19 protein-coding genes and 3 tRNA genes are annotated in these 22,579 nt (G+C 66.5%); 6 read left to right on the forward strand and 16 right to left on the reverse strand.

What is annotated here, in order from left to right; all coding sequences use genetic code 11:
- Window position 1: 1 nt before the first annotated feature.
- From FEI13_RS15445 to FEI13_RS15460, 4 genes are all read right to left on the reverse strand, one after another.
- Entirely contained in the window at window positions 2–1,279 is a 1,278-nt protein-coding gene (locus FEI13_RS15445) for a TIGR02678 family protein (RefSeq protein ID WP_138182415.1), read from the reverse strand.
- The gene (locus FEI13_RS15450; RefSeq protein WP_138182416.1) at window positions 1,267–2,826 is read right to left on the reverse strand and encodes a TIGR02677 family protein; all 1,560 of its coding nucleotides are present in this window, start codon (window positions 2,824–2,826) and stop codon (window positions 1,267–1,269) included. Before FEI13_RS15450 ends, FEI13_RS15445 begins: the two co-directional genes overlap by 13 nt.
- 83 nt (window positions 2,827–2,909) lie before the next feature.
- Window positions 2,910–4,349, reverse strand: a complete 1,440-nt coding sequence (cysS, locus tag FEI13_RS15455; RefSeq protein ID WP_138182436.1) for a cysteine--tRNA ligase — start codon at window positions 4,347–4,349, stop codon at window positions 2,910–2,912.
- An 11-nt stretch (window positions 4,350–4,360) separates the two neighbouring features.
- A complete protein-coding gene (locus FEI13_RS15460; RefSeq protein WP_138182417.1) occupies window positions 4,361–6,070 on the reverse strand; it encodes a glutamine--tRNA ligase/YqeY domain fusion protein in 1,710 nt (569 codons plus the stop codon).
- Between the two features lie 343 nt (window positions 6,071–6,413).
- On the opposite strand from FEI13_RS15460, the gene FEI13_RS15465 reads away from it, so the two are divergent.
- Together FEI13_RS15465 and FEI13_RS15470 are read left to right on the forward strand one after the other, a co-directional pair.
- Entirely contained in the window at window positions 6,414–6,920 is a 507-nt protein-coding gene (locus FEI13_RS15465) for a peptidylprolyl isomerase (protein ID WP_138182418.1), read from the forward strand.
- A gap of 112 nt (window positions 6,921–7,032) precedes the next feature.
- Entirely contained in the window at window positions 7,033–7,794 is a 762-nt protein-coding gene (locus FEI13_RS15470) for a UDP-2,3-diacylglucosamine diphosphatase (RefSeq protein ID WP_138182419.1), read from the forward strand.
- Between the two features lie 93 nt (window positions 7,795–7,887).
- Here the strand turns inward: FEI13_RS15470 and FEI13_RS15475 are convergent, their stop codons facing one another.
- From FEI13_RS15475 to FEI13_RS15530, 12 genes are all read right to left on the reverse strand, one after another.
- Window positions 7,888–8,943, reverse strand: a complete 1,056-nt coding sequence (locus FEI13_RS15475) for a CobW family GTP-binding protein (RefSeq protein WP_138182420.1) — start codon at window positions 8,941–8,943, stop codon at window positions 7,888–7,890.
- A gap of 395 nt (window positions 8,944–9,338) precedes the next feature.
- Window positions 9,339–9,632, reverse strand: coding sequence for a helix-turn-helix domain-containing protein (locus FEI13_RS15480; RefSeq protein ID WP_138182421.1), 294 nt, complete (start codon window positions 9,630–9,632; stop codon window positions 9,339–9,341).
- 26 nt (window positions 9,633–9,658) lie between these two features.
- Complete coding sequence (locus FEI13_RS15485) at window positions 9,659–9,982, reverse strand: type II toxin-antitoxin system RelE/ParE family toxin (RefSeq protein ID WP_138182422.1); 324 nt, start codon at window positions 9,980–9,982, stop codon at window positions 9,659–9,661.
- A 390-nt stretch (window positions 9,983–10,372) separates the two neighbouring features.
- Window positions 10,373–12,196 carry a SurA N-terminal domain-containing protein gene (locus tag FEI13_RS15490; RefSeq protein ID WP_138182423.1) on the reverse strand — a complete coding sequence of 608 codons (1,824 nt, stop codon included), beginning with the start codon at window positions 12,194–12,196 and terminating at the stop codon, window positions 10,373–10,375.
- 165 nt (window positions 12,197–12,361) lie between these two features.
- Window positions 12,362–12,634, reverse strand: a complete 273-nt coding sequence (locus FEI13_RS15495; protein ID WP_089850121.1) for an HU family DNA-binding protein — start codon at window positions 12,632–12,634, stop codon at window positions 12,362–12,364.
- 178 nt (window positions 12,635–12,812) lie between these two features.
- The gene (gene lon, locus FEI13_RS15500; protein WP_138182424.1) at window positions 12,813–15,221 is read right to left on the reverse strand and encodes an endopeptidase La; all 2,409 of its coding nucleotides are present in this window, start codon (window positions 15,219–15,221) and stop codon (window positions 12,813–12,815) included.
- 180 nt (window positions 15,222–15,401) lie between these two features.
- A complete protein-coding gene (gene clpX / locus FEI13_RS15505) occupies window positions 15,402–16,679 on the reverse strand; it encodes an ATP-dependent Clp protease ATP-binding subunit ClpX (protein WP_138182425.1) in 1,278 nt (425 codons plus the stop codon).
- 125 nt (window positions 16,680–16,804) lie between these two features.
- Entirely contained in the window at window positions 16,805–17,425 is a 621-nt protein-coding gene (gene clpP / locus FEI13_RS15510) for an ATP-dependent Clp endopeptidase proteolytic subunit ClpP (RefSeq protein WP_138182426.1), read from the reverse strand.
- A gap of 89 nt (window positions 17,426–17,514) precedes the next feature.
- Window positions 17,515–18,882, reverse strand: a complete 1,368-nt coding sequence (gene tig / locus FEI13_RS15515) for a trigger factor (protein ID WP_138182427.1) — start codon at window positions 18,880–18,882, stop codon at window positions 17,515–17,517.
- Window positions 18,883–19,171: 289 nt separating this feature from the next.
- A tRNA-His gene (locus FEI13_RS15520) sits at window positions 19,172–19,246 on the reverse strand.
- Window positions 19,247–19,329: 83 nt separating this feature from the next.
- A tRNA-Arg gene (locus FEI13_RS15525) sits at window positions 19,330–19,406 on the reverse strand.
- Between the two features lie 68 nt (window positions 19,407–19,474).
- Window positions 19,475–19,551 (reverse strand) — tRNA-Pro (locus FEI13_RS15530).
- Between the two features lie 377 nt (window positions 19,552–19,928).
- On the opposite strand from FEI13_RS15530, the gene folD reads away from it, so the two are divergent.
- The 4 genes from folD to FEI13_RS15550 all read left to right on the forward strand — a co-directional run bounded on the left by folD (window position 19,929) and on the right by FEI13_RS15550 (window position 22,404).
- Complete coding sequence (gene folD, locus FEI13_RS15535) at window positions 19,929–20,789, forward strand: bifunctional methylenetetrahydrofolate dehydrogenase/methenyltetrahydrofolate cyclohydrolase FolD (protein ID WP_138182428.1); 861 nt, start codon at window positions 19,929–19,931, stop codon at window positions 20,787–20,789.
- Between the two features lie 99 nt (window positions 20,790–20,888).
- Complete coding sequence (locus FEI13_RS15540; protein WP_138182429.1) at window positions 20,889–21,356, forward strand: S-ribosylhomocysteine lyase; 468 nt, start codon at window positions 20,889–20,891, stop codon at window positions 21,354–21,356.
- A complete protein-coding gene (gene mtnN / locus FEI13_RS15545; protein WP_138182430.1) occupies window positions 21,353–22,096 on the forward strand; it encodes a 5'-methylthioadenosine/S-adenosylhomocysteine nucleosidase in 744 nt (247 codons plus the stop codon). Before FEI13_RS15540 ends, mtnN begins: the two co-directional genes overlap by 4 nt.
- A gap of 17 nt (window positions 22,097–22,113) precedes the next feature.
- On the forward strand, window positions 22,114–22,404 hold the full coding sequence (locus tag FEI13_RS15550; protein ID WP_138182431.1) for a nucleotidyltransferase family protein: 291 nt from the start codon (window positions 22,114–22,116) through the stop codon (window positions 22,402–22,404).
- The last annotated feature ends 175 nt before the right edge of the window (window positions 22,405–22,579 follow it).

Here is a 22,579-nt window from a genome sequence, read left to right on the forward strand (position 1 = left end):
CTCACTCATTGAAAGAGGACTCGGCCAGATCGGATGGGGCGTATTGCGCGTTGTCGGCGGCATCGGGGAGTGCGGGTGCGCGAACGCGGAAGCGACCCAGCGCCGCTAGCGGCAGGACGCGCCCTCCTTCACGCTCCGCCTGATGGCGCACCAGGCCCAGCGCGACCAGGCGGGCCAGGGTCTGCCGGGCCAGGCCGTGGGCGGCCCCCGGCTCGCAGGCGGACTTGCGCCAGTAGCGGCGGAAGGTCCGTTGCCATTCGTGGATCCAGGCCTCGACCTGCCCGAGGCCGACGCCCTCGGGGCCGGCATCGGCCAGCCGTTCGGCCATGAGCAGCGCCAGGTGCCCCTCGGTGCCCTCCGCCGGCAGCTTCTCGTCGGTCAGTTCGCCGTCGGGATCCACCAGCGCCAGCCCTTCGGCACGCACCTCGGCCACCAGCCCCGTGGCCTGCTGCAGCCGGCGCAGCAGGGGCCCGCGCTGGTTGGCCAGGTAGGCGGCCTCCTCCTCGTCGAGGTCCTCCCGGTAGACCACCGGATCATCCAGCAGCCGCCGCGCCAGGCGGTGGCGCAGCTCGCGATTGCGCCCGTCGGGCGTATCCGGCACGAAGGTCTCGCTCAGGGCGCGCAGCCGCGCGTCCAGGTCGAGGTCGGCGTCGGCGCCGTTCAGCGCCACCAGGGAGGGTCCCCGAGCGGTGACCAGCAGGGCGGCGAGCAGCCGGCGATCCACGTCGTAGAGTACATCACCCTCCAGGCCGCGGCGCAGGAACTGCTCCTCGTCGCCGGCTACGCGCACCAGCACCCCGAGCTCCATCAGCAGGCGCACGACGACCACCAGGTCCCGCCGCGCCTCCTGGTGGTCCAGGGAGAAGGTCAGGCCGCGTTCGGCCAGCGCCGGGTCGCTGACCGCCTGCCCCAGCCCCTCGCCCAGGCGCCCCAGGGTGATCTGGGCGTCGCCACGCTCGAGGTCGGCGAGCAGCAGGCAGAACAGCACATAGCGGCGGCGATTGAAGGTCTTGCGCTGGGTGCCGCGGCCCACCGCCGCCGGACGCGTGGGGTCGCCGAGATCGGCGGGACGCTTGTGCAGGCGCACGAAGTCGCGCTCGTTCTGCAGATGCCAGCCGGCCTCGCGGGCCAGCCAGTCGCGCAGCGTGGCGGCATGGCGGCGAATCAGGGGGAAGGCGGCGTCATCGCTGCGAATCAGCGGCCGGGCCAGCAGGGCGCGTAGGGCACGGCGCTGCTCCTCCTGGCGCTGGCGCGTCAGGGCATCGCTCAGCTCGTCCATGCGTCCTCCTCCAGATCGATGATCTCCAGGCGGTAGTCGCGGCCGCGGAGCACCCCGGCCTCGGTTCGCAGGGTCGCCGTGGTATCGAGACCCAGCGGCGCCAGGGTGATGCGCAGGCTGCCATCGGCGGTGGTGGTGGTCACCGGGGTCCCATCATCGGGGCTTGCCGCCAGCGCATCGCCGAGTAGATTGAGCAGCAGGCGGAAGGCGCCATCATCCAGCTCACCCCGCTCACACAGGTGGGAGAGCCGCTCGGCGCCTCGCTCCACCAGTTGGCGCCGGGCGGCGCGGGCCGCACTGGCCTCCTCGGCCAGCTGCAGGGCCAGCAGCTCGCGCTCCCGGGCACGATTGCGCAGCTTGGGCGGCGCCCCGGGTTTCTGGTAGCTGCCGGTCGCACGCAGACGCGCTTGCACCTGCATTCCCGGGGCCTCGGCCCAGGGCGTGCTGGCCGGCACCGGCGTCTGCTGCCACTGCTCAGCGGTCGAGGCATCGATCACCAGGTGACGGGCCGGCGTCATGCCGAAGGCAGTGCGCCACAGACGGTGCGCGTCAGCGTCGCTGTCACACTCCAGGAACCAGCGCGCCAGGGTGCGGAAGTCCGCCGAGCGATCGCTGCGCGCCATGCGGCGTTCGTTGAGCCGGCTAACCATTTCCAGCAGCTGCGTCACGGCTCGGCGCGCGCTGCTGCGCAATAGCCGCGCCTGGGCCTGGCGCCCGGGTTGATCGAGAAACCAGGCGCGCAGCCCCTCCCAATGGCCATGCCAGCGCCGCCACGCCTCGGCAAAGGCGCGGGCGCGCTCTTCGCCGTCATCCGCCGACTCGCCGGGCGCCAGGTCGGCCAGCTCCCGCTCGGCCGCCTGGCGCAGCAGCCGGTCCACCGGTGCCTCGCCACCCTCGCCATCGCTATCCAGGGCACGAATCAGCTCGGCGATCTCGCCAGAGGCGGTGGTCAGGTCGCCAAGGAACCGCTCGATATAGCCGATGACCCTTTCCTTGTAGAGCAGGAAGGCATCGGCATCGCTGCCCTCCCTCTCCAGGGTACGGTTCAGCCCCGTCATGAAGGCCCGGGCATTCTCGGCCAGGTCGGCAAAGACGCCGGCCAGGTCGCGCAGCAGCAGCTGACTCTCGGTGGCCGAGGGCGACTCGCTCCTCGCCAGGATCAGCAGCGCCCGCAGGCGGGTGCGGATATCCTCCAGCGCCACGCCCTGCAGCGACCCGCGCCGTCCCAGCTCATGCTCGAAGGTCGCCAGGGCGGCCTCCACCGCTTCGCCCTGACGGGTCAGCTGATAGACGTAGAGGGCACGGTAGTAGTCCTCGACACTAGTCACCCGGGCGTTGTCGCGCTCGGCATCCAGGTTACCCCAGGTCACCAGCTGGGTCAGGGCCGCCTGCACGGTGGCCAGCTCCGGCTCACCGACTTGCTGCTGCACGTCCTCCGGGCGCAGGTGCACCAGGAAGTGCGACTTGGCCTCCACGAAGGCGCGCATCACCTCACGATAGAGATCGGCCTTCTCCGCGGTGACATAGCTGAAGGGGGAATAATCCAAGATCGCTCCAGTTCACTCTGTTGGCGAAACGCCCGACCCACCTGCATGGCGGACCGGGCGTCTTCCAGCTTCAAGCTTATGGCTTACGGCTCACGTTCGGGCGTCTCGAAGACCCAGGTCGTGCCCTCACGGGAATCCTTGAGGATGATCCCGAGCGCGGCGAGTTCGTCGCGGATGGCGTCGGCGCGGGCGAAGTCCTTGGCCTGCTTGGCCGCGGCACGCGCGTCGATCTGCGCCTGGATCTCGTCTTCGGCGAGCGGCAGGCTCGAGGCACCGGCCTGGAGGAAGCTCGCCGGCGCCTGCTGCAAAAGGCCCAGCACCCCGCCCAGGCGCCTGAGCTCGGCGGCCAGCGCCGGGGCCCGGTCCGGCGCCTCCTTCCTGGCGCGATTGAGCTCGCGGGCCAGGTCGAAGAGCACCGACAGCGCCTCGGGGGTGTTGAAGTCGTCATCCATGGCGGCGGCGAAGCGTGCCGCATGGTCGCCGTCGTCCGCCGGATCGAGCGCCGCCTCGGGGCCGGCCGCGCCCTCGAGCGCCACGCCCTCCAGGGCCAGCCCTTCGAGTGAATTGTAGAAACGCTCCAGCGACTTGCGGGCCTCGGCCAGCGACTCGGGGGCGTAGTTGATCGGGCTGCGGTAGTGGCTGGCCACCAGCAGGTAACGCACCACCTCCGGATCGTGATGCTCGAGCACGTCGCGGATGGTGAAGAAGTTGCCCAGCGACTTGGACATCTTCTCCTGATTCACCCGCACCGCCCCGGCGTGCATCCAGGTATTCACGTAGCGATGGCCGGTGGCGGCCTCGCTCTGGGCGATCTCGTTCTCGTGGTGGGGGAACATCAGGTCCGGCCCGCCACCATGGATGTCGAAGGTCTCGCCCAGGCAGCAGGTGGACATCGCCGAGCACTCGATGTGCCAGCCGGGGCGACCCTCGCCCCAGGGCGAGGTCCAGCTCGCCTCGCCGGGCTTGGCCGCCTTCCAGAGCACGAAGTCCAGCGGATCCTCCTTGTGCTCGTCTACCTCGATGCGGGCCCCGGAACGCATCTCGTCGGGGTCGCGGTTGCTCAGCGCCCCGTAGGTCGCGAAGCGGCGCACCCGGTAGTAGACATCGCCGTTGTCGGCGGCGTAGGCGAACCCCTTGTCGATCAGCGTCTCGATCATGGCGATGATCTCGCCGACATGACCGGTGGCACGGGGCTCCTGGTCCGGCGGCAGCACGGAGAGGCGCGCCTCGTCCTCGTGCATGGCCGCGATCATGCGCTCGGTGAGCGCGGCGATGCTCTCGCCGTTCTCGTCGGCCCGCTTGAGGATCTTGTCGTCGATGTCGGTAACGTTGCGCACATAGGTCACCTCATAGCCCCGGGCGCGCAGGTAGCGGGTGATGACGTCGAAGGCCACCATCACCCGGGCGTGGCCCAGGTGGCAGTAATCGTAGACCGTCATGCCGCAGACGTACATGCGTACCTTGCCGGGCTCGAGCGGCGTGAGCGGCTCCTTGCGACGCGTCAGCGTGTTGTAGATCTGCATGTCGCTCATGCTCACCCCTTGTTGTCCTGCGCGGTCTTCTGGCTTTCCTGCTTCTTCACCTTGGCCCAGCCGTCCTTGAGGCCCACGGTGCGGTTGAACACCCGCTTGCCGTCGCGGCAGGCGTGGCGATCGGCGCAGAAGTAGCCCACCCGCTCGAACTGGAAGCGACTCTCGGGCGTCGCCTCGGCGAGGCTCGGCTCGCCGATCGCCTGCACGGTGACCAGCGACTCGGGATTGAGGTGCTCGAGGAAGTCGGCGTCCTTGTCCTTGTCGGGCTGCTCGACCTGGAAGAGGTTGTCGTAGAGGCGCACCTCGATGGGCACGCCATGCACGGCGCTGACCCAGTGGATCACGCCCTTGACCTTGCGGCCCTCCGGGTTCTTGCCGAGGGTGTCGAAGTCCACGGAACAGCGCAGCTCGCTGATCCCCCCGTCGGCGTCCTTGACCACCTCGTCGCAGCGAATCACGTAGCTGTTGCGCAGGCGCACCTCCTTGCCCGGCGCCAGACGGAAGAACTTCTTGGGCGGCTCCTCCATGAAGTCATCGGCGTCGATGTAGAGCTCCCGGGTCAGAGGCACGCGGCGCACCGTCATGTCCTCGCGGGCCGGGTGGCCGGGCACCTCGTAGACCTCCTCGCGATCCTCGGCCACGTTGGTCAGCACCACCTTGAGCGGCTTGAGCACGGCCATGGCCCGCGGGGCGTTGTCCTCGAGATCCGAGCGGATGGCGTGATAGAGCATGGCGATGTCCACCAGGCCGCCGTCGGCCCGGGTCACGCCGATCATGTCGCAGAACTTGCGGATCGAGGCCGGCGTGTAGCCGCGGCGGCGCATCCCGGAGATGGTCGGCAGGCGCGGGTCGTCCCAACCGTCGACGATCTGCTCGTCCACCAGCAGCTTGAGCTTGCGCTTGGAGGTCAGGGTGTAGTTGAGGTTGAGCCGCGCGAACTCGATCTGGCGCGGGGTCACCGGCACCGGCAGGTTGTCCAGGAACCACTCGTAGAGCGGGCGGTGATCCTCGAACTCCAGGGTGCAGACGGAGTGAGTCACGCCCTCCAGGGCATCGGACTGCCCGTGAGTGAAGTCATAGGAGGGGTAGATCTTCCACTTGTCGCCGGTCTGGTGGTGGCTGGCGTGGCGAATGCGATAGAGAATCGGGTCGCGCAGGTTGATGTTGGACGAGGCCATGTCGATCTTCGCCCGCAGCACCTTCTCGCCCTCGGCGAACTCGCCCACGCGCATGCGCTCGAGCAGGTCGAGGTTCTCGGACGCCGAGCGCTCACGGTAGGGGCTCGGTTTGCCCGCCTCGGTCAGGGTGCCGCGGTACTCGCGGATCTCGTCCGGCGAGAGGTCGTCGACGTAGGCCTTGCCCTCGCGCACCAGATGCTGCGCCCAGGCATAGAGCTGGTCGAAGTAGTCCGAGGCGAAGCGTACCGGGCCCGCCCACTCGAAGCCCAGCCAGTGAACGTCCGCCTTGATGGCGTCGATGTAGGCCTGCTCTTCCTTGGCCGGGTTGGTGTCGTCGAAGCGCAGATGACAGTCGCCACCGAAGTGCTCGGCAAGCCCGAAGTTCAGACAGATCGACTTGGCGTGGCCGATGTGCAGGAAGCCGTTGGGCTCCGGCGGAAAGCGCGTCACGATCTTTCCGGCCCGCCCGGCCTCGATCTCCTCGCGGATCTGGTTGCGGATGAAGTTCGGCGCGCTGGTGGTCTCGGTGGTCATGTCGGTGGGGCAACCTCTGGTTGAATCGCGGGCCTGGCTCGGTGCACGGCGCAGGGCATGAAGGACATGCCCCCGCCTTCGCGCATCGAGGCAAAACCGCTATTATAGCGCCACGTGCCCATAGGGCGCCAAGGCATCCCGCCTACCGACCAATATGAGACCGCCGCGGGCCATCCCGCGGGGCGCCGGGGACGGCTCGAAGAGGAGGTCTTTTGCCATGGATGGCAAAAGTAGCGCCCAGGGAAGGGTTCACAGCGCCTCCTCGCAGAGCCGTCGACGGAACAACCCCGCGTAACGGACGTGGCGATCGCGCCGGCTTCGGCGACAACGACAGGAACCCAGCATGATCGTACTGCAGACCAACTTCGGCGATATCACCATCGCCCTGAACCACGACCAGGCCCCGAAGACCGCCGCCAACTTCGAACAGTACGTGCGCGACGGCTTCTACGACGGCACCCTCTTCCACCGCGTGATCCCGGGCTTCATGGTCCAGGGTGGCGGCTTCGACAGCGACTTCAACCAGAAGCCGACCCGCGAGCCCATCGACAACGAGGCCGACAACGGCCTGAAGAACACCACCGGCACCCTGGCCATGGCGCGCACCCAGGATCCCCACTCGGCCACCGCGCAGTTCTTCATCAACGTGGCCGACAACGACTTCCTCAACCACAGCGGCAAGAACATCCAGGGCTGGGGCTACTGCGTGTTCGGCGAGGTGGTCGAGGGCATGGACGTAGTCGAGAAGATCAAGGCGGTCCCCACCACCCGTCGCGGCATGCACGCCGACGTGCCCACCGAGGACGTGATCATCCAGAAGGCCTACGTGAAGGACGACGCCGAGGCCTGATCCTCGCCACGCTCGCACGCCCGCCAGGTCGCTCAAGCCCGGCGGGCGTGATGCGTTTCAACTCCCGACGCGCGTCACCGGCGCCCCCTTTCCTTAGCCAACCGGGCCGACCATGACCACCCTGCTGATATCCGACCTGCACCTGCAGCCCGCTACCCCCGAGCTCACCGACGGCTTCCTGAGCTGGCTCGCCGACCGTGCCCCTGGCGCCGAGGCCCTCTATATCCTCGGCGACTTCTTCGAGGCGTGGATCGGCGACGACCTGCTGGATCTCGGCGCCGGCGATCCGACCGGCACCGCCGAGCTGGCATCGCGCGTCGCCGCCGCGCTGAAGACCCTCGCCGAGGCCGGCACCGCCATCTACTTGATGCACGGCAACCGCGACTTCCTGCTGGGCGAACGCTTCGCGACCGCCGCCGGCGCCCGCCTGCTGCCGGACCCCAGCGTGGTGACCCTGGGCGATCGCCCCGTGCTGCTGATGCACGGCGACAGCCTGTGCACCCGCGACGAGGCCTACATGGCCTTTCGCCGCCAGGCCCGAGACCCGCGGTGGCAAACCCAGGTGCTCGGCATGCCGATCGCCGAGCGGCTCCAGCTGGCCAGGCAGCTGCGCGACCAGTCCGGTGAGGCCAACTCCAACAAGGCCGAGGACATCATGGACGTCACCCCCGACGAAGTGGTCGAGGCGCTGCGTGCCCACGGGGTCGAGACCCTGATCCACGGCCACACCCACCGGCCTGCCGTCCACGATGTCGACCTCGACGGCACCACGGCGCGCCGCTACGTGCTGGGCGACTGGCAGCCCGACAAAGGCTGGGAGATCGTCATCGAGGACGGCGCCGAGCCGCGACTCCAGGCGTTCCCGCTCTCCTGAGCAGGCCCCTCATGGGAGCCGTCGGATCGACGGTTCGACGCTTCGACGCTTCGACGGTTCGACGCTTCGACTGGTAGGGCGAAAGGGGTGGCCTCACCGACTGTCTAGGCACTCCGCCAACCGGCCTTCCAGCGCCTCAGCGTCCGGCAGCTCGCCCGCCTCGCCGATCAGCTCCAGGCGGGAATCGCGCCGCCAGGCCGTCTCGCCGAGGCTGACCACGCCCTCGGCCCGGTTGTAGAGTCGCCATCCCTCGGACGTATGCAGCACCCCCTTGACCCTGAGCCCCGCGGGCAGCTCGCCGAGCCGCACCGCGAGACGATCCAGGTCGAAGCGATCCTCGGCGTGCCAGCGCCAACCCAGGCTCGCGTGCCCCAGCGACGCGCCCGCCTCGCGGACCGGCTGGCCGGGGGCCGGCTCGCGCGCGGCGGGCCCCGCGTCCTGCCCCGCGTCCTGCCCCGCGTCCTGCGCCGAGTGTGACGCGCCCTCTCGGGCCGCCCGATGGATCGCCGAGGCGGGCGCTCCACCGCCATCGTCGTGGCGTCGGTTGTCGCCCAGCAGGGAGAGCGGCAGCTCGCCGTGGGGCGCCTCGCGAATCCAGTGCTTTCGTGGCCAGAGCTCGCCGAGCCAGTCCCTCGCCGCCTGCACCTGCCGAGGGGTGGCCAGGTCGGTCATGGTCAGCGCCACGCCGTCGGCCATGACCAGCTGGTCGCGGAAGGTCTCATGCGCCCGGGCGCGCGGGTCATCCAGCCGACGCGGGTCGAGCAGCGCGATCACGTCGCGCACCGCCAGCGCCTCGCCCAGGCCCTCGCCGCGCAGCACCTCGATGAGGCCTGCCGGATGACCGAGCCCCGAGGGCTCGATGATCAGCCGATCGGGTCGATGGCGATGCAGCAGGTTCACCAGCGACGCCTGCAGCACGAAGGCCAGCTGGCAGCACAGGCAGCCCCCGGGCAGGCCCTTGACGACGAGGTCATCACGCTCCTCGAACATCGCCTGGTCGATCCCCACCCGACCGAACTCGTTGATCACCACGGCCCAGCGCTCGTCGGCGGGCTTCTGCTCGATCAGGCGCCGGATCAGCGAGCTCTTGCCGCTGCCGAGAAAGCCGGTGATGAGGTGGACGGGAATGGCGGAGAGGGGGGTGGGCATGGGAACTCCAGAGGGGGAATGGCGAGCGCTGTAACGATGATTGTTATAACATAACACTTTATTCCCGTGCCGGCATGCCGCCACGGGAATGAGCCCTCACCCTCCCCTGGGGCCAATAAAAAGGGTCATCGCAGATCGGCGTGGAACGGGAGAAGATGGTGGAAGCACTGCTTGCGGCGCGATCCGCCGCGTAGCGGCGGCAGGTGTGGTGCCATTGGCAAAAGAGTGGCTTCGGCGGGGCGACGGCCGACGCCAATCGCTGGGCAAGTCGAGGCGTCGAACCGACAGCTTCCACCATACGTTGCTCAAGACCTGCTCTTCTGCTGACGATCGTTTCCCGGCAAGGTGCGATGAACCAATTTTCCATGTATGGGCAAGGGGCATTCTAATAGCTGTCAGGCGACCACTTCCGTCTCGTCCTCAATCTCCAGCTTGAGGTGGAAGTGAGCTGGCCCCGTCAGATTGACCAAGGCGTCGAGGCTGAACTTGTTGATGCGTCCGCTCAGCAGGTCGTTGAGGCGAGGCTGGGTGATGCCCAGGCGATGCGCGGCCTCTTTCTGAGTGACGCCCCACTCCCTGACACGGCCAGCGATCTTCGCCATGAGCTCGGAGCGCAGGCGCATGTTCAGCGTCTCCTCGGGAGTGTCCTCGATGGCGTCCCACACGCTGTCATAATACTCGATGGCCATGATGTCACCTCGCTTGGTGGCCGGGCTCAGGTCAGCTCCTTGTATCGCTGCTTGCCCAGGTCGATATCTTTCTTGGCGGTCTTCTGGGACTTCTTCTGGAAGCAGTGGAGCACGAAAACCGCATCGCCCCGATTGGCTACGTAGAACACCCGAAAGGCCCCGTTGTCTTCCCGAATGCGGATCTCCATGACGCCAGGGCCAATGCTTGGCATGGGACGGAAGTCGTCCGGTTGACCTCCAGCCTGAACCCTGTCGATCTGAAATCCCGCTTCTCGCTTGGCGTCCAGAGGGAAGTCGCGCAGCCGGTCTTTCGAGTCCCCTACGAATGCGACGGGCTTCTTCCGCGCCACGCTGCCTCCTTGGCTCCCGTGATCCTATATCAGTATCGATATAATGGACCTCTCAGTCGAATGGTTCAAGCTCGATGCCGGCTCCCCCTCCGGTTGAGGATAGCCAGGTGGCGTGCTGTAGCCCTTTCCCTGGCTCCCTCACTGGAACCTCCACGACGGGTTACTTTAGGTTCGTCGCAAAGCACCCATCTGCCAACGGCACGCCACCCGCCACCGCTACGCGGCGGATCGCGCTGCAAGCAGCGCTCCCACGAATCTCGCCCATATCACGCTGCTCTGCGAGGATCCAAAAGCAAACCCCGAGGCCATGGCCTCGGGGTTTGCTTGTAGCTCGGCGCTTGTAGCTCGGCGCTTGTAGCTCGGCGCTTGTAGCTCGGCGCTTGGCGGCTCCTACAGCCGCTCGATGCTGGCCTTGTCGCGCAGGTCGTCGAGCAGGCCCTGAATGGCGGCCTGGGCCCGCAGGCGCTCCGCCCTGTTGGCGACGAAGGCCTCCATCTGGGCGTTGGGCTCGCCGTCCTGGACGCGTTCCAGGGCGATCAGCACCACGCGCTCGCCGTCCAGGGCGTGCCCGTAGACCGGCTTCTCGCCCTCGGGGTGCGGCAGGCGGAAGGCGGCCTGCACCAGCGCCTCCGAGAGCGCGCTGCCGCCCTGGCGGCTGACCGACTCGGCCTGCTGCCAGGCGATGTCGAGCGTCTCGCCGGCCCGCAGGCTCTCGACCCGCCGGGTCGCCAGCTCGACCAACGCCTCACGCGTCTTGGCCTCGCGCACGGCGGCCTCGACCTCATCGCGCACCTCGGAGAGCGGCAGCGTGGCGGCATCGCGGTGCCCGGCCACACGCAGCACCAGGCGGCGATCCTCGTCGAGCTCGATCACCTCGCTGTTGTAACCGTTCTCCAGCACGTCGTCACTGAAGGCCTGCTGCATCACGCCGGGCTCGGAGAGCACGCCCTCGCTGACCTGGCGGCCGACCCAGTCGCTCTGCTGGAGCGAGAGCCCCAGGTCGTCGGCGACGCTTGCCAGGTCGTCGGCAGCGAAGCTGTCGTCGATCAGGCGCTGGGCCCGCTCGTTGAAGGCGTCGTCGACCTGCTCGAGGGCCAGTTCGGCGCGCAGCGCCTCGCGGCGCTCCTCGAAGGCGGGGCGATCGAGCTCGGTGACCTTGATCAGGTGCAGGCCGTTGTCGGTCTCGACGATGCCGGAGACCTCGCCCTCGCCGAGGGCGAAGGCGGCGTCCTCGAAGGCCTCGCCGAAGAAGCCGCGGGAGATGACGCCCAGATCGCCACCGGTATCGCTGGTCGAGGTGTCGTCGGAGACCTCGGCCGCCAGCTCGGCGAACGCCTCACCCTCGGCGAGACGCGCCTGAACCTGCTCGAGGCGCGCCCGGGCCTGTTCACGACTACCCGCGTCGTCGCCGAACGTCACCATGATGTGCGAGACCCGGCGATCGGCCTCGGCCGCCCCAGACTCCCAGGCCTCGCGCAGCGCTGCCTCGCTCACCTCGACCTCGGCGGCCATCTGCTGGCGATCGAGCACCACGTAGTTGACCTTCACCTGCTCGGGACGGCGGTAGTCGCCCTGGTGAGCATCGTAGTAGGCCTGCAGATCCTGCTCCGTGATCTCGGGCATGGAAGACAGGTCGTCCGGGGTCAGGGCGTGGTGCCGGAAGCTGCGGGTCTGGCGCTGCAGTTCGGCGAGGCGCTCACGCTCCTCTTCCAGGGTGAAGTCGCTGACGGCCAGCCCCTGCTGGACCTGCTGACGCTTCAGGTCGACGGCGAGCTGCTGGCGGAACGACAGCGGCGTGAAACCGGCACTGGCCAGGCGATTGCGGAACAGCTCCCGGTCGAAGCCCCCCTGGGCGTCCTGGAACTCCGGCAGGGTGACGATCAACTGATCGAGCTGCTGCTCGGAGACATACAAGCCGCCCTCCTCGGCGTACTGGGTCAGCAGCCGCTCGGTGATCAGCATGTCGAGCATCTCGGCACGCAGGGCGCGCTCCTGGTCCGGCGGCACCTGGCCACTGCGGATGGCGCGCTGCACCTCGATCTCGAGCTGCTGGCGGGTAATCGGCTCATCGTTGACCTGGGCGACCTCATCGCCGCTGTTGCCCAGCAGCCCGACCAGCGATTCCACGCCGAACAGCGCCATGGTCACGACCACGGCACCGATGATGATCTTGGCGCCCCAACTCTTGGAGCGGTCACGAATACTTTGCAGCATGCAGGCCTCTGCGGATCAAATGAGTCGGGTCGCGCACATTATACGCATCACCGTGCGCCTCGCGACGCGGCGGTGTGGGTGCCCATAGAACGGGAACAGGCGCACCGCCGGGGCGATGCGCCTGTAGAAGAAACCACCGTCAATGCTACGGCAGGCGCCGTTGTTTCAGTTGACGGAGTCCTTGAGCGCCTTGCCGGCCTTGAAGCTCGGCACCTTGGCAGCACTGATCTCGATCGGCTGGCCGGTCTGCGGGTTACGCCCCGTGCGAGCGGCACGCTCCTTGACGGTGAAGGTACCAAACCCCACCAGGGACACGCTGTCACCCTTCTTCAGGCTCTCTGACACGGTGTCGACCATGGCATCCAGTGCGCGAGAGGCGGCTGCCTTGGGAATGTCGGCAGACGCGGCAATGGCTTCGATCAGCTCGGATTTGTTCACACTTCACCCCTTGACTATTTCGTAAATTGGCTCTAACCGGCGAGACTTTCGGCTGACTGACGCGATCACAGCATGGCGATAGTTTATAGCAATGCGGCGAAAGCTCTGTCAAGCAACCTTAGCAGCCAAACCCCGCCATACCGGGCTTTTCACTCCGGCATGGCGAGAAAAATTACCGCTAGTGCGTACTGATCATCGACGCCTTGGAGGAGGAATCTTCCGTGCTGGAACCCTCCTTTTTCGGCTCAGGCTTCTCGGCCAGAGCCACCTCCAGAACGTCATCAATCCAGCTAACCGGCCGAATATCGAGGGCTTCCTTGATATTGTCCGGGACCTCCTTGAGGTCGCGACGGTTTTCCTCCGGTATTAGCACCGTCTTTATACCACCGCGCCTGGCGGCCAGCAATTTCTCCTTGAGCCCGCCGATCGGCATCACCTCGCCGCGCAGGTTGACCTCGCCGGTCATGGCCACGTCACAGCGCACCGGACGACCGGTGTAGGCCGAGATCATGGCCGTGACCATGGCGATGCCGGCGCTGGGACCGTCCTTGGGCGTGGCGCCCTCGGGCACGTGGATGTGCAGGTCCTCCTTCTCGAAGCGCTCGGGGTCGATGCCGAGTGCCAGCGCGCGAGCCCGCACCACGGTCTGGGCGGCGCTCACCGACTCCTTCATGACGTCGCCGAGCGAGCCGGTCTTGTCCAGGCGCCCCTTGCCGGGCGTGATCACCGACTCGATGCTGAGCAGCTCGCCGCCCACCGAGGTCCAGGCCAGGCCGGTCACGCGGCCCACCTGATCCTGCTGATCGGCCAGGCCGTAGCTATAGCGCCGCACCCCGGCATAGGGCTCGACGTCGGCGGCACAGAGCCGCTGCGGGGCCTGGGCGCCCTCCTGGCTCTCCTTCTCGATGCGCTCGCGCAGCACCTTGCGACACACCTTGGCGATCTGGCGCTCGAGTTCACGCACCCCGGCCTCGCGGCTGTAGTAGCGGATCAGCTCGAGCAGCGCCTCGTCGGTGAACGAGAGCTCGTCGTCCTTGAAGCCGTTGGCCTTGAGCTGCTTGGGCATCAGGTAGCGCTTGGCGATCGCCAGCTTCTCATCCTCGGTATAGCCCGGCAGACGAATCACCTCCATGCGATCGAGCAGCGGCCCGGGGATGTTCATCGAGTTGGCGGTGCAGATGAACAGCGTCTCGGAGAGATCGTAGTCCAGCTCCAGGTAGTGGTCGCTGAAGGTGTTGTTCTGCTCCGGGTCGAGCACCTCGAGCAGCGCCGAGGAGGGATCGCCGCGGTGATCCATGCCGATCTTGTCGACCTCGTCGAGCAGGAACAGCGGGTTCTTGACCCCGGCCTTGCTCATGCGCTGGATCATCTTGCCGGGCAGCGAACCGATGTAGGTGCGGCGATGCCCGCGGATCTCGGACTCGTCGCGCACCCCGCCGAGCGCCAGGCGCACGTACTTGCGGTTGGTGGCGCGGGCGATGGATTGCCCGAGCGAGGTCTTGCCCACCCCGGGCGGCCCCACCAGGCACAGCACCGGCCCCTTGTGCTTCTTGACCCGCTTGTGTACCGCCAGGTACTCGAGGACACGTGCCTTGACCTCGTCGAGGCCGTAGTGATCCTCATCGAGCACCTTCTGGGCGTGCACCAGGTCATGCTTGATGCGGGTGCGCTTCTTCCACGGCACCGCCACCAGCCAGTCGAGGTAGGAGCGCACCACCGTGGCCTCGGCGGAATTCGGCGACATCATCTTGAGCTTGCCCAGTTCCTGGAGGGCCTTGTCGCGGGCCTCCTTGGGCATGCCGGATTCCTCGATGGCCTGCTCGTACTTCTCGGCCTCGTTGGGCACGTTCTCGAGCTCGCCCATCTCCTTCTGGATGGCCTTCATCTGCTCGTTGAGATAGTACTCGCGCTGGGACTTCTCCATCTGGTCCTTGACCCGCGAGCGGATGCGCTTCTCCACCTGCAGCAGGTCGATCTCGGACTCGATCAGCGCCATCAGGTGCTCGATGCGGTCGCGCACCCGATCCATCTCCAGCAGCTGCTGCTTGTCGTCGATCTTCAACGACAGGTGGGCGCAGATGGTATCCACCAGGCGACTCGGGTCCTCGATGCCCGAGAGCGAGTTGAGCACCTCGTTGGGCACCTTCTTCGACATCTTCACGTACTGCTCGAACTGGTTGAGCAGCACGCGCACCAGCGACTCCTGCTCGCGCTCGGAGAGCGGCTCGCTCTCACGCAGGCTCACCTCGGCGTGGCTGTAGCCGCCGTCGACGGCGACGATCTCGCGGATGTCGGCCCGCGACTCGCCCTCGATGAGCACCTTGACGGTGCCGTCGGGGAGCTTGAGCAGCTGCATGATCTCGGCGACGGTACCGATGGCGAACATGTCCTCGCTATCGGGATCGTCCTTGCTGGCCTCACGCTGGGCCACCAGCAGGACGCGCTTGTCGGCCTCCATGGCGGCCTCGAGCGCCTGGATCGACTTCTCGCGGCCGACGAACAGCGGAATGACCATCTGCGGGTAGACGACCACGTCCCGCAGCGGCAAAAGGGGCAGACTCAGGGTCTGTTCGGCGTTCTGCTGCATCGCAGACGTTCCTCACACGAAATCGGATGGATACCCAGGGAATGGGGGCGAAGCGGCGGCATTGCAAGGCAATGGCGGGCGGCCACACACAAGAAGGGGAGCGGCCTCCCCCGGAGTGCCCGATAGGCATCCCGAGGATGAAGCCGCTCCCTCATCGGGGCGACGAACGCCCGGCGCGCGTCAGCCGTCGGTGCCGTCGACCCGCGCCGCTTCCTGCTGGGAGTAAATCAGCAGCGGCTCGCTCTCGCCGGCGATGACCGAGGCATCGATCACCACCTTGGAGACTCCCTCGAGAGACGGAATCTCGTACATGGTGTCGAGCAACACCGACTCGAGGATCGAGCGCAGCCCGCGGGCACCGGTCTTGCGGGCCATGGCCTTGCGGGCCACCGCGCGCAGGGCGTCCTCGCGGAAGTCGAGCTCCACGCTTTCCATGTCGAACAGCCGAGCGTACTGCTTGATCAGCGAGTTCTTCGGCTCGGTGAGGATCTGGATCAGGGCATCCTCGGTCAGCTCGGTAAGCGTCGCGATCACCGGCAGGCGGCCGACGAACTCGGGGATCAGGCCGAACTTGACCAGGTCCTCGGGCTCGACGTCCAGTAACAGGTCGCCCACCCCCTTGGTCTCATCCTTACTCTTCACCTCGGCATTGAAGCCGATGCCGCCCTTCTCGGCGCGATCGCGGATCACCTTATCGAGACCGGAGAAGGCGCCACCCACGATGAACAGCATGTTGGTGGTATCGACCTGAACGAATTCCTGCTGCGGATGCTTGCGCCCACCCTGGGGCGGCACCGAGGCGGTAGTACCCTCGATCAGCTTGAGCAGCGCCTGCTGCACGCCCTCGCCCGAGACATCCCGGGTGATCGACGGGTTGTCCGACTTGCGCGAGATCTTGTCGATCTCATCGATGTAGACGATGCCACGCTGGGCCTTGTCGACATCGTAGTCGCACTTCTGCAGCAGCTTCTGGATGATGTTCTCGACATCCTCGCCGACGTAGCCCGCCTCGGTGAGGGTCGTGGCATCGGCGATGGTGAAGGGCACGTTGAGCAGCCGCGCCAGGGTCTCGGCGAGCAGGGTCTTGCCGCTACCGGTCGGCCCGATCAGCAGGATGTTCGACTTGCCGAGCTCGACCTCTTCCTTGCCACCATAGCGCAGGCGCTTGTAGTGGTTGTACACCGCCACGGACAGCACCATCTTGGCGCGGTCCTGGCCGATCACGTAGTCATCGAGGGTGTGACGAATCTCGCGGGGAGCGGGCAGACGCTCCTCGTCGGTCTCGGCATCGGCATCGAGCACCTCCTCGCGAATGATGTCGTTGCAGAGGTCGACACACTCATCGCAGATATAGACGGACGGGCCGGCAATCAGCTTGCGCACCTCGTTCTGGTTCTTGCCGCAGAACGAGCAGTAGAGCAGCTTGCCGCCATCGTCCTTGCCTTTGCCGTCGGCCATTCGCGTACCTCTTTCTTGATGACACCCCATGCAGTATGGCTCACGGGGCGCCGGGTTCACCACGGTGGCCGCGGCCACCGGGAAACGTCTCAGTGCATGAAGGCACTCGGGTGAATTTTACGCTATCAGGATGTCGGGCGCTGTTCCAGCACCGCATCGATCAGGCCGTATTCGGCGGCCTGCGAGCCATTCATGAAGTTGTCGCGATCGGTATCCTTGGCGATGGTCTCGATCTTCTGGCCGGTGTGGTGGGCCAGGATCTGGTTGAGCCGGTCGCGGATGCCGAGGATCTCGCGGGTGTGGATCTCGATGTCCGCGGCCTGACCCTGGTAGCCGCCCAGCGGCTGGTGGATCATCATGCGCGAGTTGGGCAGGCAGTAGCGCTTGCCCGCGGCACCGCCGGCCAGCAGCAGTGCGCCCATGCTCGCCGCCTGGCCGAGGCACACGGTGGAGACATCGGGCTTGATGAACTGCATGGTGTCGTAGACCGACATGCCGGCCGTCACGCCACCGCCCGGCGAGTTGATGTACAGATGGATGTCCTTGTCCGGGTTCTCGGACTCAAGGAACAGCATCTGCGCCACCAGCAGGTTGGCCATGTAATCTTCTACCGGCCCGATCAGGAAGATCACGCGCTCCTTGAGCAGGCGGGAGTAGATGTCGTAGGCCCGCTCGCCGCGCGCGCTCTGCTCGACCACCATGGGCACCAGGCCGCCGGCGGATTGGGGTTCGAACGGGTTGCTCATCTGGTGATGTCCTTGGATCCGATGAATGGAAGCGGAGGATGCAGCACCTGCCCGACCGCACGGCCGGGCAGGCGTTCCCGAAGCGAGACTCAGGCCTTGGCTTCGCCCTCGGCCTCTTCGTCTTCGTCTTCGTCTTCCTCGGCCGCTTCGCCCTGCTGCTGGGCCGCGGCGAGGGCTTCCTGGTAGCCCATTTCCACCTCCTTGACGGTGGCCTGCGCGAGCAACGCGTCGACCGCCTTCTCCTCGAGGATGGCGGACTGGACCTGGGTCTTCAGCTGATCATTGCCCATGTAGTGGGCGACGACCTGCTCGGGGTCCTGGTACTGCTGGGCCAGCTCCTCGACCTTGGCCTTGATCTCTTCGTCGGTGGCCTCGAGCTCGCCGCTCTTGATCACCTCGGCCAGCAGCAGGCCGACCTGAACGCGGCTCTTGGCCTGCTCGCTGAACAGCTCGTCGGGCAGTTGGGAGACGTCGAAGTCCTCGCCGAGGCCGAACTGCTGGGCCGCCTGGCGCTTGAGGCCGTCGGTCTCCTGCTGCACCAACGCCTGGGGCACCGGGATGTCGTTGGCCTTCTTCAGCGCCTCGAGCACCTGCTGCTTGACGCGGTTATCGACGGCCTGGCTCGCCTCGCGGGTCATGTTCTGCTTGACCTCGCTGCGGAACTTGTCCAGATCGCCGTCCTCGACACCGAACTTGGCGACGAACTCGGCATCGACCTCGGGCAGGGCCTGGCCCTTCACCGCGTGGACCTTGACCTTGAAGGTCGCTTCCTGACCGGCCAGCTGCTCGGCCTGGTAGTCCTCGGGGAAGGTGACCTTGAGCTCCTTCTCCTCACCGGCCTTGGCACCGATCAGCTGCTCCTCGAAACCGGGGATGAAGCTGCCGGAACCGATCACCAGCTCGTGATCCTCGGCGCTGCCGCCCTCGAAGGGCTCGTCGCCCAGGAAGCCCTGGAAGTCGATCTTGACCTGGTCGCCATCCTCGGCGGCGCGCTCGACCTCTTCCCAGCCGGCATTCTGCTTGCGCAGGGTGTCGATCATCTCGTCGACGTCGGCCTCGGTCACCTCGACCACCGGACGCTCGACCTCGGTGCCCTCGATGGACGCCAGCTCGATCTCGGGGTAGATCTCGAGAGTGGCGGTGAACTCCAGGTCCTTGCCGGTCTCGTTGGTGGTGGCCTCGATCTGCGGGTTGCCTGCCGGGTTGAGCTCGTGCTCGGAGATGGCGCGCACGTAGCGCTCACGCATCACCTCGCCCACCACTTCGTTACGCACGTCGTGGCCGTAGCGCTGACGGATCACCGACATCGGCACCTTGCCCTTGCGGAACCCGTCCAGGCGCACGTTCTTGGCGGCATCCTTGAGACGGGCGGCAACGGCCTCGTCGACCTCGGCGGCCGGCACCTGAACCTTGATGCGGCGTTCAATCTGGGAGGTCGTATCGACGGAAACTTGCATGAAATGTCCTCTACCGACTGGAGCGTTCTGAAAGCGTGAAAAGTTCAAAGGGCTGATTCTAAGAATCCCGCCCGTGACTGGCAAGCGCCGTGCCTGATCAAATTGGGGGCCCGGCGGCGCATTACAAGGGTCGCCACGGAGATTTTCTGCCCCGGCACGAGCAGGATCGCCGAGCGGCGCGTCACGAGACATCACGACACGAGATCACGGGCAACCGCATGGCACTGGCCACGAGGAAAGGCAAAAAAGGGAGCACTGCGGAAAAGACGGGTCACGCTGAGGGAGGCAATGGGGTGGATGATGGGGATCGAACCCACGACCACCGGAGCCACAATCCGGGGCTCTACCACTGAGCTACATCCACCACGACGACACGGGTCTTGCTGATGCACTTGCGAAAGCTCTGACGCATCGTTCGGACCGCTGGCGACACGTTCATGCAACGCATGGCGCGCCCAGCAGGACTCGAACCTGCAGCCTACGGCTTAGAAGGCCGTTGCTCTATCCGATTGAGCTATGGGCGCATGATACGTATCCGGGCGCCTGACCGCAACCCTTGTAGGAAAAATAAAACTTTCCAATCAACAGGTTGTGGTCGGGGTGGAGGGATTCGAACCCCCGACATCCTGCTCCCAAAGCAGGCGCGCTACCAGACTGCGCTACACCCCGCCGGCTCTTGCACGGCCTCGACGTCGCCGCAGGGGCCTCGTCAAGCGCTGCGTATTCTACGGAACTCTCCGCCCCCGTCAAGGCCACAGCGCCCGGTGGTCAAACCTTTAGCTGCAAGCGCCGAGCTGCAAGCGCCGAGCTGCAAGCGCCGAGCTGCAAGCGCCGAGCTGCAAGCGCCGAGCTGCAAGCGCCGAGCTGCAAGCCAGTAGCATGATCTCCCGCCAGGCAAACGCAAACCTCATGGGTCGGACCTTCGGGTTTCCTTGTAGCTTGTAGCTCGGCGCTATCCGCTTGCCGCTTTCGCCCCTTGCTTGGCCGGGCCGCCCGGGCATGCGAAAATCACCCGCCCCGTCCACCCACCACCAGAGGGAAGCTCGATGACCGCCCAACTGATCGATGGCAAGTCCATTGCCGCCCGAGTCCGCCAGCAGGTCGCGCGTCAGGTCCAGACGCGCCGCGAGGCCGGCGGGCGCATCCCGGGGCTTGCCGTGGTTCTGGTGGGCGAGGACGCCGCCTCCGCCGTCTACGTGCGCAACAAGCATCTCGCCTGCGAGGAGGCCGGCATCCTCTCGTTCATGCATCGGCTGCCGACCGACACCAGCCAGCAGGCGCTCGAGCAGCTGGTCGACCAGCTCAACGATGACCCGCGCATCGACGGCATCCTGGTGCAGCTGCCGCTTCCCGAGCATCTCGACGCGCGGCCGATCCTCGAGCGCATCCTGCCGAACAAGGATGTCGACGGCTTCCACCCCTACAACCTCGGCCGCCTGGCGCAGCGCCTGCCGCTGCTGCGCCCCTGCACGCCCAAGGGCGTGATGACCCTGCTCCAGCAGAGCGAACTCTCGGTGCGCGGCCTGGATGCCACCGTGGTCGGCGCCTCCAACATCGTCGGCCGCCCCATGTCACTGGAGCTGATGCTCGCCGGCTGCACCACCACGGTCTGCCACCGCTTCACCAACCATCTCGAGGAGCACGTGCGCCGCGCCGACCTGCTGGTGGTCGCGGTCGGCAAGCCCGGCCTGGTCAAGGGCGAGTGGATCAAGCCCGGCGCCATCGTCATCGACGTGGGCATCAATCGCCAGGAGGACGGCCGCCTGATCGGCGACATCGACTTCGCCGCCGCCGCCGAGCGCGCCAGCTGGATCACCCCGGTGCCCGGCGGCGTCGGCCCGATGACCGTGGCCAGCCTGCTCGAGAACACCCTGCAGGCCGCCGAGCTGCACGACGCCGCGGAATAGGCCCAAGAAGCAAGGTGTCCCGCGGCGCGGCGAAATGCACCCCACCGCGAATTCCGCTAGAATCTCGCCTCCACTTTTTCCGACTCGCGAGGTCTCCCGATGACCGACAAGAAGATGAACGTCGAAAGCTTCAACCTCGACCATACCAAGGTGAAGGCGCCCTACATTCGCCTGGCCGACATCAAGACCGGCGAGCACGGCGATACCATCCACAAGTACGACATGCGGATCTGCCAGCCGAACCAGGACCACATGGACATGCCCGGCCTGCACTCGCTGGAGCACCTGATGGCCGAGCTCTCGCGCAACCACTCCGACAAGGTCGTCGACATCAGCCCGATGGGCTGCCAGACCGGCTTCTACATCGCGATGATCAACCACGACGACTATGACGGCGTGCTCGCGCTGGTCGAAGGCACCCTCGAGGACGTGCTTCAGGCCACCGAAGTGCCCGCCTGCAACGAGATGCAGTGCGGCTGGGCCGCCAGCCACAGCCTGGAGGGCGCCCAGCAGATCGCCCGCGGCTTCCTGGCCAAGCGCAACGAGTGGAGCCAGGTGTTCGCATGAAGCGCATCGGCATCATCGGCGCCATGGCCCAGGAGGTCGAGCAGCTCGCCGCCCAGCTGGAGGATCGCCGCACCCGCCATCACGTCGGCTGCACCTTTCACCTCGGCCGGCTGCACGGCGTCGAGGTGGTGATCCTGCAGTCCGGCATCGGCAAGGTAAACGCCGCCGTCGGCACCACCCTGCTGCTTGACGTCTACCACCCCGAAGCGATCATCAACACCGGCTCCGCCGGCGGCTTCGGCCAGGGGCTGGCGATCGGCGACATCGTGGTCTCCAGCGAGGTGCGCCACCACGACGTCGACGCCGTGGTGTTCGGCTACGAGCATGGCCAGGTGCCGAACATGCCCGCCGCCTACCTGCCCGACGAACGCCTGGTCAAGGTAGCGCGAGAGTGCGTCGAGTCGCTGGGCGAGGTCAACGTCGTCGAGGGGCTGATCGCCACCGGCGACGTCTTCATGGCCTGCCCGGAGCTCGTCGCCACCACGCGCTCGCGCTTTCCCACCATGCTGGCCGCCGAGATGGAGGCCGCGGCGATCGCCCAGACCTGCCACCTCTACGGCTGCCCCTTCGTGGTGATTCGCGCCCTCTCCGACATCGCCGGCGGCGGCGACAACCACCTCTCCTTCGAGCAGTTCCTGGAGCAGGCCGCCGACCATTCGACGCGCATGGTCACGGCCATGGTCGACCGCCTGGCATGCATGGAATCTGCGTCTTATCCTGAGGTCGAACAAGCGACTTGATCGCAGTCAGGAGCCCCATGCTATTCGATGAGCTACACCAGAAGCGTCGCGCCATCATGGATGCCGCCAGAGCCCATGGGGCCCATGGCATCCGCGTATTCGGTTCCGTTGCTCGGGGGCAGGAAGATCAGGACAGTGATATCGACTTTCTGGTGGATTTCGACAAGGGCTATGACCTCTTCACTCAACGCATGGCGCTTGCGGATAGACTCGCCGAGATTACGGGCCATGACGTCGACTTGATCCCCCTCCACGAACTCAATCATCACATCAGGGACGCCGTTCTCGCGGAAGCACGGGAGCTATGAGCAAGGAGTGGCAGCTATACGCCCAGCATATTCTCGACTTGACATCCTCCTCTCCCTCAACGTCTCAGGACATTGCCGCCTGCGGCGGGAAGGAAGAAGATTCCTACGGCGCTCAGCGTCAGCCATCGGCTGCCGCTGAGTCGCTTCGGTGGGTTCCTGCTGCTGGCGGCCTTGC

Source organism: Halomonas urmiana (assembly GCF_005780185.1).
Taxonomy (GTDB): Bacteria; Pseudomonadota; Gammaproteobacteria; order Pseudomonadales; family Halomonadaceae; genus Halomonas; species Halomonas urmiana.

Coding starts and splice junctions, on each gene's coding strand:
- FEI13_RS15475 (WP_138182420.1), bottom strand. CDS start 8,943: ATGCCCACCCCCCTCTCCGCCATTCCCGTCCACCTCATCACCGGCTTT.
- FEI13_RS15465 (WP_138182418.1), top strand. CDS start 6,414: ATGATCGTACTGCAGACCAACTTCGGCGATATCACCATCGCCCTGAAC.
- FEI13_RS15490 (WP_138182423.1), bottom strand. CDS start 12,196: ATGCTGCAAAGTATTCGTGACCGCTCCAAGAGTTGGGGCGCCAAGATC.
- FEI13_RS15470 (WP_138182419.1), top strand. CDS start 7,033: ATGACCACCCTGCTGATATCCGACCTGCACCTGCAGCCCGCTACCCCC.
- clpX (WP_138182425.1), bottom strand. CDS start 16,679: ATGGCCGACGGCAAAGGCAAGGACGATGGCGGCAAGCTGCTCTACTGC.
- FEI13_RS15460 (WP_138182417.1), bottom strand. CDS start 6,070: ATGACCACCGAGACCACCAGCGCGCCGAACTTCATCCGCAACCAGATC.
- cysS (WP_138182436.1), bottom strand. CDS start 4,349: ATGCAGATCTACAACACGCTGACGCGTCGCAAGGAGCCGCTCACGCCG.
- FEI13_RS15540 (WP_138182429.1), top strand. CDS start 20,889: ATGACCGACAAGAAGATGAACGTCGAAAGCTTCAACCTCGACCATACC.
- lon (WP_138182424.1), bottom strand. CDS start 15,221: ATGCAGCAGAACGCCGAACAGACCCTGAGTCTGCCCCTTTTGCCGCTG.
- FEI13_RS15550 (WP_138182431.1), top strand. CDS start 22,114: ATGCTATTCGATGAGCTACACCAGAAGCGTCGCGCCATCATGGATGCC.
- clpP (WP_138182426.1), bottom strand. CDS start 17,425: ATGAGCAACCCGTTCGAACCCCAATCCGCCGGCGGCCTGGTGCCCATG.
- tig (WP_138182427.1), bottom strand. CDS start 18,882: ATGCAAGTTTCCGTCGATACGACCTCCCAGATTGAACGCCGCATCAAG.
- FEI13_RS15445 (WP_138182415.1), bottom strand. CDS start 1,279: ATGGACGAGCTGAGCGATGCCCTGACGCGCCAGCGCCAGGAGGAGCAG.
- folD (WP_138182428.1), top strand. CDS start 19,929: ATGACCGCCCAACTGATCGATGGCAAGTCCATTGCCGCCCGAGTCCGC.
- FEI13_RS15480 (WP_138182421.1), bottom strand. CDS start 9,632: ATGGCCATCGAGTATTATGACAGCGTGTGGGACGCCATCGAGGACACT.
- mtnN (WP_138182430.1), top strand. CDS start 21,353: ATGAAGCGCATCGGCATCATCGGCGCCATGGCCCAGGAGGTCGAGCAG.